This window comes from Streptomyces luteolifulvus (assembly GCF_008806595.1).
Lineage (GTDB): Bacteria > Actinomycetota > Actinomycetes > Streptomycetales > Streptomycetaceae > Streptomyces > Streptomyces luteolifulvus.
The window spans coordinates 22,903-36,804 of the sequence record NZ_VZRB01000054.1 but is presented as its reverse complement, the minus strand read 5'-3'; the positions used below and the strand labels follow the sequence as shown (position 1 = coordinate 36,804).

General features: G+C 70.0%; 13 protein-coding genes. 6 read left to right on the top strand and 7 right to left on the bottom strand.

Annotated features, from left to right (window positions below):
• Positions 1-142: 142 nt before the first annotated feature.
• Both F7R91_RS38925 and F7R91_RS38920 read left to right on the top strand, forming a co-directional pair.
• Complete coding sequence (locus F7R91_RS38925; protein WP_150958232.1) at positions 143-1,009, top strand: sterol desaturase family protein; 867 nt, start codon at positions 143-145, stop codon at positions 1,007-1,009.
• Positions 1,006-1,716, top strand: a complete 711-nt coding sequence (locus tag F7R91_RS38920) for a lysoplasmalogenase (protein ID WP_150958230.1) — start codon at positions 1,006-1,008, stop codon at positions 1,714-1,716. The genes F7R91_RS38925 and F7R91_RS38920 overlap by 4 nt, the downstream gene beginning before the upstream one ends.
• Here F7R91_RS38920 and F7R91_RS38915 read toward each other — a convergent pair.
• Both F7R91_RS38915 and F7R91_RS38910 read right to left on the bottom strand, forming a co-directional pair.
• The gene (locus F7R91_RS38915; protein ID WP_150958228.1) at positions 1,697-3,091 is read right to left on the bottom strand and encodes a CoA transferase; all 1,395 of its coding nucleotides are present in this window, start codon (positions 3,089-3,091) and stop codon (positions 1,697-1,699) included. The genes F7R91_RS38920 and F7R91_RS38915 overlap by 20 nt on opposite strands.
• 64 nt (positions 3,092-3,155) lie before the next feature.
• On the bottom strand, positions 3,156-4,688 hold the full coding sequence (locus tag F7R91_RS38910) for a S8 family peptidase (RefSeq protein ID WP_150958226.1): 1,533 nt from the start codon (positions 4,686-4,688) through the stop codon (positions 3,156-3,158).
• Positions 4,689-4,941: 253 nt separating this feature from the next.
• Here F7R91_RS38910 and F7R91_RS38905 point away from each other — a divergent pair, with 253 nt between their 5' ends.
• From F7R91_RS38905 to moaA, 3 genes are all read left to right on the top strand, one after another.
• A complete protein-coding gene (locus F7R91_RS38905) occupies positions 4,942-5,298 on the top strand; it encodes a DUF485 domain-containing protein (RefSeq protein WP_150958223.1) in 357 nt (118 codons plus the stop codon).
• Positions 5,295-6,914 carry a solute symporter family protein gene (locus F7R91_RS38900; RefSeq protein WP_150958221.1) on the top strand — a complete coding sequence of 540 codons (1,620 nt, stop codon included), beginning with the start codon at positions 5,295-5,297 and terminating at the stop codon, positions 6,912-6,914. Before F7R91_RS38905 ends, F7R91_RS38900 begins: the two co-directional genes overlap by 4 nt.
• A 157-nt stretch (positions 6,915-7,071) precedes the next feature.
• Positions 7,072-8,061, top strand: coding sequence for a GTP 3',8-cyclase MoaA (moaA, locus tag F7R91_RS38895; protein ID WP_150958219.1), 990 nt, complete (start codon positions 7,072-7,074; stop codon positions 8,059-8,061).
• A gap of 27 nt (positions 8,062-8,088) precedes the next feature.
• On the opposite strand, the gene F7R91_RS38890 is transcribed toward moaA, so the two are convergent.
• Entirely contained in the window at positions 8,089-8,304 is a 216-nt protein-coding gene (locus F7R91_RS38890; RefSeq protein ID WP_150958217.1) for a hypothetical protein, read from the bottom strand.
• Positions 8,305-8,539: 235 nt separating this feature from the next.
• Positions 8,540-8,938, bottom strand: a complete 399-nt coding sequence (locus F7R91_RS38885; RefSeq protein WP_150958215.1) for a DUF3099 domain-containing protein — start codon at positions 8,936-8,938, stop codon at positions 8,540-8,542.
• 260 nt (positions 8,939-9,198) lie between these two features.
• Between F7R91_RS38885 and F7R91_RS38880 the strand changes: the two genes are divergently transcribed.
• Entirely contained in the window at positions 9,199-9,480 is a 282-nt protein-coding gene (locus F7R91_RS38880; RefSeq protein WP_150958213.1) for a GlsB/YeaQ/YmgE family stress response membrane protein, read from the top strand.
• Positions 9,481-9,544: 64 nt separating this feature from the next.
• Here F7R91_RS38880 and tyrS read toward each other — a convergent pair whose 3' ends face one another.
• From tyrS to F7R91_RS38865, 3 genes are read right to left on the bottom strand one after another with little or no spacing between them, the layout of a single operon-like run.
• The gene (gene tyrS / locus F7R91_RS38875; RefSeq protein WP_150958211.1) at positions 9,545-10,813 is read right to left on the bottom strand and encodes a tyrosine--tRNA ligase; all 1,269 of its coding nucleotides are present in this window, start codon (positions 10,811-10,813) and stop codon (positions 9,545-9,547) included.
• Positions 10,814-10,871: 58 nt separating this feature from the next.
• Positions 10,872-12,293: a metallopeptidase TldD-related protein gene (locus tag F7R91_RS38870; RefSeq protein ID WP_150958209.1), complete on the bottom strand. Its 1,422-nt coding sequence runs from the start codon at positions 12,291-12,293 to the stop codon at positions 10,872-10,874.
• The gene (locus tag F7R91_RS38865; RefSeq protein ID WP_150958207.1) at positions 12,290-13,813 is read right to left on the bottom strand and encodes a TldD/PmbA family protein; all 1,524 of its coding nucleotides are present in this window, start codon (positions 13,811-13,813) and stop codon (positions 12,290-12,292) included. Before F7R91_RS38865 ends, F7R91_RS38870 begins: the two co-directional genes overlap by 4 nt.
• Positions 13,814-13,902 lie beyond the last annotated feature (89 nt).

Genomic DNA, 13,902 nt, shown 5'->3' with positions numbered 1-13,902 from the left:
CATCCCGGGGAACCACACCCGACGCTCCGTCCCTCACAAGACCACCCCCACCCCCGATGCGCTGCACACCGACCACCGGGGCCGGACTTCTGTACGCCTTGACAGCCCCCGCCCTCATGGGTGCGGTCCTACGGTGCATGTCATGCCGAATCTCCCCGACGCCGTGGTGTGGTCGATACCCGCCTTCGTGCTGCTCACCGTCATCGAGATGATCAGCGTCCGCATCCATCCCGACGAGGACGCGGCCGGCTACGAGTCGAAGGACGCCGCGACGAGCGTCGGGATGGGGCTCGGCAGCCTCTTCTTCGACTTCGTCTGGAAGGTCCCGATCGTCGCGATCTATACGGCGATCCATGAACTCACGCCCCTGCGCGTTCCCGTCCTGTGGTGGACGGTCCTGTTGATGCTGCTCGCGCAGGACTTCTTCTACTACTGGTCGCACCGCGGCCATCACGTCATCCGCATCCTGTGGGCCTGCCATGTCGTCCACCACTCCAGCCGCAGGTTCAATCTGTCCACCGCGCTGCGCCAGCCCTGGACGAGCCTGACCGCCTGGCCGTTCTACGTCCCTCTCGTCGCCCTCGGCGTGCACCCGGCCGCCCTCGCGTTCTGCTCCTCCGTGAACCTCGTCTACCAGTTCTGGATCCACACCGAGCGGATCGACAAGATGCCCCGCTGGTTCGAGTTCGTCCTCAACACGCCGTCCCACCACCGGGTGCACCATGCCTCGCAGGGTGGCTACCTGGACCGCAACTTCGGCGGGATCCTCATCCTCTGGGACCGGCTCTTCGGGTCCTTCGTGGCCGAGACCGAGCGACCTGTGTACGGGTTGACCAAGAACATCAACACGTTCAACCCGCTCAAGGTCGCCACACACGAATACGTCGCCATCGCCAAGGACCTCAGGGCGGCACGCGGTTGGCGCGAGCGCGCCGGGCGCGTGTTCCGCGGGCCGGGCTGGCAGCCGGCTCCCGTGGCCGCGCCGGCCCCGGACACGGTGTCCGCATGAGCCGGACCCGCCTGCTCCTCGCCGCCTTCGTCCTGGCCGCCACCGCCGACCTCGTGTCCCTCGCGGCCGGATTCGGCACCGGACACCCGCTCGCCAAGCCCCTTCTGATGCCGCTCCTGGCCGCGTACGCGGCGACACGCGGCGCACCCCGACTCCTGGTCGCCGCCCTCCTGTGCGGCTGGGGCGGCGACCTCCTGCTCCTGTCCGACGCCGAGCCCGCCTTCCTCGCGGGCATGGCCTCCTTCGCGGCCGGCCACGTCTGCTACCTCGCCCTGTTCAGGGCACATGGAGCCGCGTCCGCTGCGGGCGATGCGCGACGTACGGCCGCACGCGCGCGTGGCACCCACCTCACCCCCGTCTACGCCATGGTCCTTCTCGGCACGGTCGCTCTCCTCTGGCCGGACCTGCCGGCCGGCCTCCGCGTTCCCGTGGCCGGCTACAGCCTCCTGCTCACGGCCATGGCGTATGCGGCCGCCACGCGCGCGGGGCTCGTCGCCGGGATCGGCGGCACGCTCTTCCTGCTCTCCGACACCCTCATCGCGACCGGCGTCGCGGACTGGCCGCAGCCGCCGCTGCCCGACTTCTGGGTCATGATCACGTACATCGCGGCGCAGTTCCTGCTGGTCCGGGGGACCCTCGCGGCGCCGTCGAAGGTCGTCGACATGAGCGCCATCGACCGCCTGCGGTTCACCTCGCGGCCCGGCTGACCCGTGCCCAGCGGGGGGCGTCCGTCCCCCACGGCGCCGAGGGCCGTGCCCAGTCGGCCGGGCCGCCCTCGAAGGAGACCGGCGGCAGGGCGTACCGCAGCCGCCCCGACGCGCTGTCCCTCTCGGCGAGCCAGGAGCCGGGGTCGTCGTACGAGGCGTTCTCCCTTTCCCGCCCACCGGCTTCGATCCCGTCCGTCAGCCACCGCGCCGTCCGCGCCAGCGCCGGCCCGACGAACCTGCTGCCGCCCTCGTGCGACTGCTCGGTCAGCGCGCGCAGCACCGCCGCCGCCAGGAGATACCCCGTTCCGTGGTCGAGGGCCTGCGCGGGCAGCGCGCCGGGCCGCCGCGGCGATCCCTCCGTCGCGGCGATGCCGGTGGCCACCTGGACCAGGCTGTCGAATCCACGCCGCCCGCCCCAGGGCCCGTACGCGCCCCAGGCGGACAACTGCGCCACGACCATGCCGGGCCGTCGTTCGGCCAGGGCCTGCGGCGAGAGCCCGAACCGGTCGAGGGCGCCCGGACGGTAGCCGGTGACGACCACGTCCGCCGCCGCGAGCAACTCCTCGAAGGTGCTGCGGTCGGCCACCAGGTCCAGCGTCGCCGACCGTTTCCCGAAGCCCGTGTCGGCGTGCTGGTCGGGGAGTTCGGGCAGCTGCGGGGCGTCCACGCGCAGCACGTCCGCGCCGAGCAGGGCGAGCGTGCGGGTGGCGACGGGGCCCGCGACGACCCGGGTCAGATCCAGGACCCGCAGCCCGGCGGCCGGCAGCAGCGGGGCGCCCTCGACGGGCGTGAGCACACGCGCGTGTGCGGAGTCCAGACGCTGTCGCTCGACCAGCGGCCGTCCGGCCACCGCGACGCCCTGCTCGTGCGCGGCCCACTCCTCGGGCGTACGCAGCGCGACGGCGAGACCCCCGGCCGCATACACGGCCTCCTCGGCCTCCAGGGACGTCCGCTCGGCGAGAGCCTGTCCGACGGAGTCCGCGAGGTCTTCGGTCAGACCCAGCGCGGAGAGCAACCGCGCCCGGTGGTGGGGATAGTTGGCGTGCGTGCGCACCCATCCGTCCGCCGTCCGCCAGAACCGGGACAGCGGGGCGAAGGCGACCGGCGCCCGTCCGTCGACCAGCAGATGCCGCTCACTGACGAACGCCGTCGCCACCGCCCCGTCGTCCACCCGGACCCGCGGCACCTCGGCGAGCCCGGCCCGCCGTGCCCCCAGCTCGGCCGCGGCGAGCGCACACGCGCCCACACACGCCCGGGCCAGCTCCCGTACGGGAAGGCGCCCTTGGAGAGCGCCCTCCCGCACCACGGTCGACACCCGCGGGACAAGGGCGGGATCGCCGCCCAACGAGGACCACGCGAACGCGATATCAGTCATGACTGCACTATGCAGTATTGACTGAATCAATATGTGGATCTACGGGCCCTACGGACCTGTGGACCTACTTGGTCACCGCGTCCAGCGCGTTGACGATGCCGAACCCGTAGAACCCGTTGACCCGCTTGCCGCCCTTGCACACCGCGTCCTGCGTGCCGTCGCCGTTCTGGTCGTACGACTCCGGGCAACCCGGGTTGTCCGCCTGCACCTTGAGCAGCATCTGCAGTTGGGACGGGGTCGCCCACGGGTGTGTCGACTTCAGCAGCGCGGCGACGCCCGCGGCGTGCGGGGAGGCCATCGACGTGCCCTGCAGGAAGGCGTACTCGCCGTTCGGCATGGTGGACAGGATGCGGCCGTTCTTCGACGGTGTGTCCGGGATCTGGTAGAGCCGGTCACCGCCCGGCGCGGCCACGTCGACGACCCCCTTGCCGTACGAGGAGTAGTACGACTTGAGGTTCTTCACGCCCGTCGCGCTGACCGTGACGACACCCGGCAGCTGCGTCGGCACGTCGAAGCACGTGTGCGGGTCGATCGTCCGCTCGTACGTCGTCCCGTCGTCGGGGCTGCTCGCGTCGACGATCGCGTCCGAGTCCAGGTCGTGGTTGGAGTTGCCCGCGGACGCCAGGTGCAGCGTGCCCTTGTGCTGGGCGTACAGCTGGGCCCGGTTGACCGCGTCGACGATCGCCTTCTGGTCGGGATCGTCCATGCAGTTGTACAGCCACGGGTCGACGTAGTAGCTGTTGTTCGTGATCTCGACGCCGTGGTCGGCGGCGAACACGAACGCGCAGACGACACTCTCCGGGTAGAACAGCCCGTTGTTCGGGTCGCTCACCTTGATGCCGGAGACCTTCACGCCCGGCGCCACGCCCGCCACGCCGATGCCGTTGCGGGCCGCCGCGATCTCGCCGGCCACGTGGGTGCCGTGGTAGTCCTCGGCGGTGTACGGACGCCAGGCGCCCTCGCTGGTGTCCGCGACTCCGCCGACGCAGTTCGCGGACTGCCTGGCCGAGAAGTTCGGGGCGAGATCCGGGTGGGTGTCGTCGACGCCGGTGTCGATCACGGCGACGGTCACCTTGCTGCTGCCCGGGTTGATCTGCGCCGCCTTGTCGGCGCCTATCGCCCGCAGGTCCCACTGGTCGGCCTCGAGGGGCTCGCTCTCGCCCGCCGCGGCGGAGGCGGCGGCGGTCTTCTCGGCCTGCTCCTCGGAGAGGAACTGCGCCGAGCCCTCGTCGGTCGTACCGGCGGCGGTCAGCGGCGCGGTGCGTGTGGCACCCGCCGACTGGACCCCGCGTACCGCGCGAATCTGCTTGCCGAAGTCCGGGTTCGCCGAGTGGACGACGATCACACCGATCTTCTCGTACGTCACCACGACCGTGCCGCCGGCCACGGCGATGGCCTTCTTCACCGACTCGATCGTGTGACGGTCAAGTCGGGTGTTGACGACGTACGCGAGATTGGGCGCGTCCGCGGCCTGCGCCGCGCTCTCCACGCGCGGAGCGGCCGACGCCGCGGCCGGCAGGAAGCCGAGCGAGGCCGTGAGCGAGAGCACGACGGGCACGGCGAGGGCCAGGCGGCGTCTGGAACGCAGATGAGCCATGGGTTCTCCACATCATCCGGAAACAAAAGAGCCCGAGGCGGCGGTGGTGCTCGGGCAGGTACATGACGGGTGGTGCAGGCCGAAGTTATATCCCGAAGTCACTGGCCAGCAATGACTTGCCCAAAGTGACTTCGGAAAGAGGCCGGGTGAGTTGAACCGGTCCCCGCGTGCCGCCGTGGACCTTGTGCAGGGAGCGCTAGGACACTCGCCCCCGTCCAGTGACGCAATTGCACCTGCAACGCGAGGAGACTCCGTGGCCACCGATGCACCGCCCCCCTCGACAGAGCAGTACCACCTACCCTCGACCGAGGAGTTCACCGAGGTGCAGGAGAGCGCGGAGTTCGCCGAACTGCGCCACTCCTACCGCTCCTTCGCCTTTCCGCTGACCTTCGCCTTCATCGCCTGGTACCTGCTGTACGTGCTGCTGTCGAACTATGCGGGCGACTTCATGGGCACCGAGCTCTTCGGCAACATCAACGTGGCCCTGCTTCTCGGCCTCGCCCAGTTCCTCACCACGTTCCTGATCGCCTGGTGGTACGCGCGGCACGCCGCCGCCAAGCTCGACCCCAAGGCGGAGGCCATCAAGTCCCGGATGGAGGGCGGCGCATGAGCCCCGTGACCACGCTTGCGGCGGATGCGGCCAGTGAGCACCGCACGCTGATCATCACCCTGTTCGCGGTGTTCGTCGCCGCGACCCTCGTCATCACCGTCTGGGCCGGCCGGCAGACCAAGGACGCCGCCGACTTCTACGCGGGCGGCCGTCAGTTCACCGGCTTCCAGAACGGCCTGGCCGTGTCCGGCGACTACATGTCCGCCGCGTCCTTCCTCGGCATCGCGGGTGCCATCGCCCTCTTCGGCTACGACGGTTTCCTCTACTCCATCGGCTTCCTGGTCGCCTGGCTGGTCGCCCTGCTGCTGGTCGCGGAGCCGCTGCGCAACTCCGGCCGCTACACGATGGGTGATGTGCTGGCGTACCGTATGCGTCAGCGGCCCGTCCGTACGGCGGCCGGCACCTCGACCATCGTCGTCTCGATCTTCTATCTCCTGGCGCAGATGGCGGGCGCGGGCGTCCTCGTCTCCCTGCTGCTCGGCATCACCAGCGACGGCGGCAAGATCGGCATCGTGGCGCTGGTAGGCGTCCTGATGATCGTGTACGTCACCGTCGGCGGCATGAAGGGCACCACCTGGGTGCAGATGGTCAAGGCCGTGCTGTTGATCGCGGGGGCCCTGCTGCTGACCTTCCTGGTCCTGCTGAAATTCGACTTCAACGTCTCGGACCTGCTCGGCTCGGCCGCCGACAACAGCGCCAAGGGCTCCGCCTTCCTGGAGCCCGGCCTGAAGTACGGCGCCACCGGCACCACCAGGCTGGACTTCATCTCGCTGGGCATCGCCCTGGTGCTCGGCACCGCGGGCCTGCCCCACATCCTGATCCGCTTCTACACGGTGCCCACCGCCAAGGCCGCCCGTAAGTCGGTCATCTGGGCCATCGGCCTGATCGGCGCCTTCTATCTGATGACCCTCGCCCTCGGCTTCGGCGCCGCCGCGCTCATCAAGCCGGACGAGATCATCGCCTCCAACAAGGCGGGCAACACCGCCGCGCCCCTCCTCGCCCTCCATCTGGGCGGCGTGGACTCCAACTGGGGCGCGATCCTGCTGGCCACCATCTCGGCCGTCGCCTTCGCCACGATCCTCGCCGTGGTCGCGGGCCTGACGCTGGCCTCGTCCTCCTCCTTCGCCCACGACATCTACGCCAACGTCATCAAGCGGGGCCAGGCCACCGAGAAGCAGGAGGTGCGCGCGGCCCGCTGGGCGACGGTCGGCATCGGCGCCGTGTCCATCCTGCTCGGTGCCCTTGCCCGCGATCTGAACGTGGCCGGCCTGGTGGCCCTCGCCTTCGCGGTCGCCGCCTCCGCCAACCTGCCCACGATCCTCTACAGCCTCTTCTGGAAGAGGTTCACCACCAACGGGGCGCTGTGGTCCATCTACGGCGGCCTGATCACGGCGGTCGGCCTGGTGCTGTTCTCACCGGTGGTCTCGGGCAAGCCCACCTCGATGTTCCCGGACGTCGACTTCCACTGGTTCCCGCTGGAGAACCCGGGCATCGTCTCGATCCCGGTCGGCTTCCTGCTGGGCATCGTCGGCACGCTGCTGTCCAGGGAGGAGCCGGACACCGCCAAGTACGCGGAGCTGGAGGTACGGTCCCTGACCGGCACCGGCGCCCACTGAGCCGCCGTACGAGCCCCCTCCGAGCGGCCGCGTCGTAGAGATCTACGACGCGGCCGCTCGTCACATCGTGGGATCGGGCTCTGTCGTTGTCCGTGGCGTCACGTAGGCTCGCAGGTGACGGAAAAGAAAGCGATCCGCTAAGAGGGAGGGGGCCCACGTGCTCATCGACACCTACGGCCGGGTGGCCACCGACCTGAGGGTCTCGCTGACCGACCGGTGCAATCTGCGGTGCACGTACTGCATGCCCGAGGAGGGCCTGCAATGGCTGGCGAAGCCCGACCTGCTCACGGACGACGAGATCGTCCGGCTGATCGACATCGCCGTCACCTCGCTCGGCATCAAGGAAGTCCGCTTCACCGGCGGCGAGCCCCTGCTGCGCCCCGGCCTGGTCGGCATCGTCGAGCGGGTCGCCGCTCTGGCCCCGCGCCCCCAGATGTCCCTGACCACGAACGGCATCGGCCTCAAGCGCACGGCCGCGGCCCTGAAGGCGGCGGGCCTGGACCGGGTCAATGTCTCGCTGGACACGCTGCGCCCCGAAGTCTTCAAGATCCTCACCCGCCGGGACCGCCACAGGGATGTCATCGAGGGCCTGCACGCGGCCCGTGACGCGGACCTGACCCCCATCAAGATCAACACGGTCCTGATGCCCGGACTGAACGAGGACGAGGCCCCCGACCTGCTGGCCTGGGCCGTCGAGCACCGCTACGAACTGCGCTTCATCGAGCAGATGCCGCTGGACGCCCAGCACGGCTGGAAGCGCGAGGGCATGATCACCGCCGGCGACATCCTGGCTTCCCTGCGCACCCGCTTCGAGCTCACGCCCGAGGGTGCCGACGAGCGCGGCTCGGCACCCGCCGAGCGCTGGATCGTCGACGGAGGCCCGCACCGCGTCGGCGTCATCGCCTCCGTCACCCGCCCCTTCTGCGCGGCCTGCGACCGTACCCGCCTCACGGCGGACGGCCAGATCCGCACCTGTCTGTTCGCCACGGAGGAGACGGACCTGCGCTCCGCCCTGCGCTCCGGCGCCCCCGACGAGGAGATCGCCCGCATCTGGCGCCTGGCCATGTGGGGCAAGAAGGCAGGCGCAGGCCTGGACGACCCGTCCTTCGTCCAGCCGGACAGGCCGATGTCCGCCATCGGGGGGTAGGGAAGGGCCCGCAGCCGAACTGCAAGGTCACCCCCCGAGCTCGTCCCAATCCTTCAACAACACGACATCCTTCAAGAACCCCCGCATTCCGAGAAACTGAGACAAGTGCTCACGGTGCTCCTCGCACGCGAGCCACGTCTTCCGCCGCTCCGGCGTATGAATCTTCGGGTTGTTCCACGCCAGCACCCACACCGCATCGACACGGCAGCCTTTGGCAGAACAGATCGGCGTCTCTTCACTCACGGATTCGTCTCACAGAGGCTTCTCACAGATGCGCAAACAAGGCGACGCCGAGCAGCCACGGGGGGAGCTGCCCGGCGTCGGTCCGTCGCTCCGACGGGGGATGCGGAGCGCCTACGCAGTATGTCATGGGTCACCCGCCGCCCGGCACCGGAACAACATGATTGATCTGAGCTTTTCTTGAGGTTGGCGTAAGGGGGCCTTCCGGTTGCGATAACCCGCCGGGGATCACCCAAGCTCATGCCCGCTCACGAGGTTCGCTGCGCGGGCCGCCCGTGGCATCGCCCTCCGGGTCCTCCGCGGAGCGTTCCGCGCCGTCGTCGTCGGCAGCCGGCGGCGTGATCATCGGCCGGGTCGGGGCGGCCACGAACGTCGACGGGAGCGAGGGCGCGTTCTCCCGCCCCGCGTTCGCGATCACCACGGCGACATAGGGGAGGACCGCTCCGAGAACCAACGCCACGATCGCGACGTGCCGTTCGACGTTCCAGAGCGAGGCTGCGAGGATCACCGACACCGTACGGATCGACATCGAGATGACATACCGGCGCTGGCGCCCGCGCACATCCTCCTGAAGGCCCGTCCGGGCTCCGGTGATCCGGAAGACCTGGGCGTTGCCGCCGCCATGCTGCTTCCGCATCACATTCCACCATCCGCCCGCATCGGACTCTCCCCGGCCCGTACCCGCACCGCCCCCGGCAGGGCACCGGGCCCGGGCACGTTCCACGTTACGCCGCGCCTGCGCCGCCTACGAGACCGGGGCACTTCCTGCCGGGCCGAACGGCCTGCGCAGTACCGCGTAGAGCCGTGCGCCCGGCGGCCGTACCCCGACGTGCGCCGTACGGCGGACGGGCCGAGACTGGGCGTAGTGCTCACGTCGGGCCGTTCGAGGAGGCTGTCATGGGCTGGTTCTGGGCGATCGTCGTGGGATTCGTGCTGGGCCTGATCGCGAAGGCGATCCTCCCCGGCAAGCAGCACAGCCCGCTCTGGCTGACGACCATCTTCGGCATGCTGGGTGCCGTCGCCGGCAACGCCATGGCCCGTGGGTTCGGCGTCGAGGAGACCCCCGGCATCGACTGGAGCCGGCACATCTTCCAGCTCATCTCGGCGCTCGTGATCGTCGCGGCGGGCGACTCGCTGTACATGGCCGCGTGGGGCAACAGAAAGGCCCAGCGGCGCTGAGCCACGGACGACCGGAAGGGGGCGGACTCCCGCACGGGAGTCCGCCCCCTTGGTGTGCTGGTGCCTATGCGGACGTGACCTCGACCGCCGCCAGGTTCTTCTTGCCCCGGCGCAGCACCAGCCAGCGGCCGTGCAGCAGGTCCTCCTTGGCGGGGACCGCGTCCTCGGCGGCGACCTTCGCGTTGTTCACGTAGGCGCCGCCCTCCTTGACCGTGCGGCGCGCGGCCGACTTGCTGGCCACCAGGCCGACCTCGGCGAACAGGTCGACCGCCGGGACGAGCTCGGCGACCTGGATGCGCGGCACCTCGGAGAGGGCCGCGGTCAGCGTCCTCTCGTCGAGGTCCGCCAGCTCGCCCTGGCCGAAGAGCGCCTTGGACGCGGCGATCACCGCGGCCGTCTGGTCGGCGCCGTGCACCAGTGTCGTCAGCTCCTCGGCCAGCGCACGCTGGGCCGCACGGGCCTGCGGCCGCTCCTCGGTCTGCCTCTCCAGCTCCTCCAGCTCCTCACGGGACCTGAAGGACAGGATGCGCATATACGTGGAGATGTCCCGGTCGTCCACGTTCAGCCAGAACTGGTAGAACGCGTACGGCGTCGTCATCTCCGGGTCGAGCCAGACCGCGCCGCCCTCTGTCTTGCCGAACTTGGTGCCGTCCGCCTTGGTCATCAGCGGCGTCGCCAGCGCGTGCACCTGGGCGTGCGGCTCCAGCTTGTGGATCAGGTCCAGGCCCGCCGTGAGGTTGCCCCACTGGTCGCTGCCGCCCTGCTGGAGCGTGCAGCCGTACCGGCGGAACAGCTCCAGGAAGTCCATGCCCTGGAGCAGCTGGTAGCTGAACTCCGTGTAGCTGATGCCCTGGTCGGACTGGAGACGGCGGGCGACCGAGTCCTTCGTCAGCATCTTGTTGACGCGGAAGTGCTTGCCGATGTCCCGCAGGAACTCGATGGCCGACAGGCCGGCCGTCCAGTCCAGGTTGTTGACCATCACCGCGGCGTTCTCGCCCTCGAAGGACAGGAACGGCTCGATCTGCGCGCGCAGCCGGGTCACCCAGTTCGCGACCGTCTCCGGGTCGTTCAGCGTGCGCTCCGCCGTGGGGCGCGGATCGCCGATCTGGCCGGTCGCCCCGCCCACGAGGGCCAGCGGACGCAGGCCCGCGTGCTGGAGGCGGCGCATGGTGAGGACCTGCACCAGATGGCCGACGTGCAGACTGGCCGCGGTCGGGTCGAAGCCGCAATAGAACGTGACGGGACCGTCCGCGAGCGCCTTGCGCAAAGCGTCCTCGTCAGTGGACAGGGCCCACAGCCCGCGCCACTTCAGCTCGTCGACGATGTCCGTCACGGTTCTCGTATCTCCTTGGATGCTCTTCGGGCTAGTCGAGTGACAGCCGACTACGAGGTTATACGCCCTGACTGACAGAGCTCATATTGAAGTCCGGGATCCGCAGCGCCGGCATGGCGGCCCTGGTGAACCAGTCACTCCACTCGCGCGGCAGTGTCTTCTGAGTCCGGCCCGCCTCGGTTGCCCGGCCGAGCAGGTCCACCGGCGACTCGTTGAACCGGAAGTTGTTGACCTCGCCGCGCACCTCGCCGTTCTCCACGAGGTAGACGCCGTCCCGGGTCAGTCCCGTGAGCAGCAGCGTCGCCGGATCGACCTCGCGGATGTACCACAGACAGGTCAGCAGCAGTCCCCGCTCGGTGTTCGCGACCATCTCCTCCAGGGAGCGGTCCTCGCCGCCGGTGAGGATCAGGTTGTCGATCGCCGGAGCCACCGGAAGCCCGGTCAGACCCGCGCTGTGCCGGCTGGTCATCAGACCCGTCAGCACACCGTCGCGCACCCAGTCGGTCGCCGAGAGCGGCAGCCCGTTGTCGAACACCGACTGATCGCCGCCGGACGAGTGCGCGAGCACGAAGGGGGAGGACTCGAGTCCCGGCTCGTTCGGGTCGCTGCGCAGGGTCAGCGGCAGTTCGGTGAGCGTCTCGCCGACGCGCGTGCCGCCGCCGGGCTTGGAGAACACCGTACGGCCCTCGACCGCGTCCCGGCCCGACGCCGACCACATCTGGTAGATGAGCAGGTCCGCGACGGCGGTCGGCGGCAGCAGCGTCTCGTACCGCCCCGCGGGCAGGTCGATCCGCCGCTCCGCCCAGCCCAGCCGTACGGCCAGCTCCGCGTCGAGCGCCGCCGGGTCGACGTCCTTGAAGTCCCGCGTCGAACGTCCCGCCCACGCCGAACGCGTCCGGTCCGGCGACTTGGCGTTCAGCTCCAGCGTGCCGTTGGGCTGGTCATGACGCAGTCGCAGTCCGGTCGACGTACCGAGGTAGCTGGACACCAGCTCATGGTTGGCGAAGCCGTACAGCTCGCGGCCGCCCGCACGCGCGCGTGCGAAGGCCTCACCGAGCGCCGGAGCGAAGTCGGCGAACACGGCGGAGGTGGTCTCCGCCGGCGCGTCCGCGAAGTCCGGCGCCTCCGGCACCCCCGTGACCAGCGGCTGGGCATCCTCGGCGGGTCCGGCGGCGCGCGCCGCGGCCTCGGCCGCCCGGACGAGGGGCTCCAGCTCGTCCGCGGTCACGGCCGAACGGGAGACGACACCGGAGGCCGTGCCCTCCTTGCCGTCGACGGTGGCGACGACGGTGAGCGTACGACCGCGGGTGACGCCGTTGGTGGTCAGTGCGTTGCCCGCCCAGCGCAGATTGGCCGTGGAGTGCTCGTCGGCGATCACGACGCAGCCGTCGGCCCGGGACAGCTCAAGGGCGCGCTCGACGACCTCGTGCGGCTTGTGCGCCTTGTGTGCCTTATGCGCCTTGTCGGTACCCGCGCTCATCGACCGGCCTCCAGGGTCGTGTTGAGGATGTTGACGCTCTTGAAGAGGGCCGACGGGCAGCCGTGCGAGACCGCCGCGACCTGGCCCGGCTGAGCCTTGCCGCAGTTGAACGCGCCCCCGAGGACATAGGTCTGCGGACCGCCCACCGCGGTCATGGAGCCCCAGAAGTCGGTGGTCGTCGCCTGGTAGGCGACATCCCGCAGCTGCCCGGTGACCCGCCCATTCTCGATCTTGAAGAAGCGCTGGCCGGTGAACTGGAAGTTGTAGCGCTGCATGTCGATCGACCAGGAGCGGTCCCCGACGACGTAGATGCCCCGGTCCACGCTGCCGATCAGGTCCTCGGTCGACATCCCCGCCGGATCCGGTTGCAGCGACACATTGGCCATGCGCTGCACGGGCACATGTGCGGGGGAGTCGGCGAACGCGCACCCGTTGGAGCGCTCGAACCCGGTCAGCCGCGCGATCCGCCGGTCCAGCTGGTAGCCGACGAGCGTGCCGTCCTTCACCAGGTCCCAGGACTGGCCCTCGACGCCCTCGTCGTCGTACCCGATGGTGGCCAGGCCGTGCTCGGCCGTGCGGTCGCCGGTGACGTTCATCAGCTCGGAGCCGTACCGCAGCTTGCCGAGCTGGTCGAAGGTGGCGAAGGAGGTGCCGGCGTAGGCGGCCTCGTAGCCGAGCGCACGGTCCAGCTCGGTGGCGTGGCCGATGGACTCGTGGATGGTCAGCCACAGGTTGGAGGGGTCGACGACGAGGTCGTACAGCCCCGCCTCGACGCTCGGTGCCCGCATCTTCTCGGCCAGCAGCTCCGGGATCTGCGCGAGCTCGGACTCCCAGTCCCAGCCGGCGCCCGTGAGGTACTCCCAGCCGCGTCCCACGGGCGGCGCGATGGTCCGCATGGAGTCGAACTCGCCGCTCGACCCGTCGATCGACACGGCGGTCAGCTGCGGGTGCAGCCGCACCCGCTGCTGTGTGGTCACGGTCCCGGCGGTATCGGCGTAGAACTTGTTCTCGTGCACGGTGAGCAGCGAGGCGTCGACATGGTCGACCCCGTCCGCCGCCAGCAGCCGCCCGCTCCAGTCGGCGAGCAGGGCCGACTTCTCCTCGTCGGGCACGGAGAACGGATCGATCCCGTACGACGAGATCCAGATCCGGTCGCTGTGCACGGGTTCGTCCGCGAGCTCCACCCGCTCGTCCGACCCGGCCGCCCGGATCACCTGGGCGGACAGCTTCGCCATGGCCACGGCCTGCGACGCGACCTTGGCGGCGGCGTCGAGACTCAGATCCACCCCGGACGCGAAGCCCCACGTACCGCCGTGCACGACCCGCACCGCATACCCGAGGTCGGTGGTGTCCGACGAGCCGGCGAGCCGGGCGTCCCTCAGGCGCCAGGACGCGCTGCGCACCCGCTCGAACCGGAAGTCCGCGTGCTCCGCGCCGAGGGCACGCGCGCGTGCCAGCGCGGCGTCGGCCAGGGCGCGTAGCGGAAGTGCCGTGAAGGATTCGTCGATGGTATGAGGCACCTGCGTCTCTTTCTGTGGACGTGTCGGTGGTCGTTGTGGTCCGCGGTTCCTCCGATCATGTCGCCCATCCGGCCCATGGACCACACGTT

Bases quoted from the DNA above. Each gene is read 5' to 3' on its own strand.
- F7R91_RS38920 (WP_150958230.1), top strand. From the start codon at position 1,006: ATGAGCCGGACCCGCCTGCTCCTCGCCGCCTTCGTCCTGGCCGCCACC.
- F7R91_RS38870 (WP_150958209.1), bottom strand. From the start codon at position 12,293: ATGAGCGCGGGTACCGACAAGGCGCATAAGGCACACAAGGCGCACAAG.
- F7R91_RS38880 (WP_150958213.1), top strand. From the start codon at position 9,199: ATGGGCTGGTTCTGGGCGATCGTCGTGGGATTCGTGCTGGGCCTGATC.
- F7R91_RS38925 (WP_150958232.1), top strand. From the start codon at position 143: ATGCCGAATCTCCCCGACGCCGTGGTGTGGTCGATACCCGCCTTCGTG.
- F7R91_RS38910 (WP_150958226.1), bottom strand. From the start codon at position 4,688: ATGGCTCATCTGCGTTCCAGACGCCGCCTGGCCCTCGCCGTGCCCGTC.
- F7R91_RS38915 (WP_150958228.1), bottom strand. From the start codon at position 3,091: ATGACTGATATCGCGTTCGCGTGGTCCTCGTTGGGCGGCGATCCCGCC.
- F7R91_RS38885 (WP_150958215.1), bottom strand. From the start codon at position 8,938: ATGCGGAAGCAGCATGGCGGCGGCAACGCCCAGGTCTTCCGGATCACC.
- F7R91_RS38900 (WP_150958221.1), top strand. From the start codon at position 5,295: ATGAGCCCCGTGACCACGCTTGCGGCGGATGCGGCCAGTGAGCACCGC.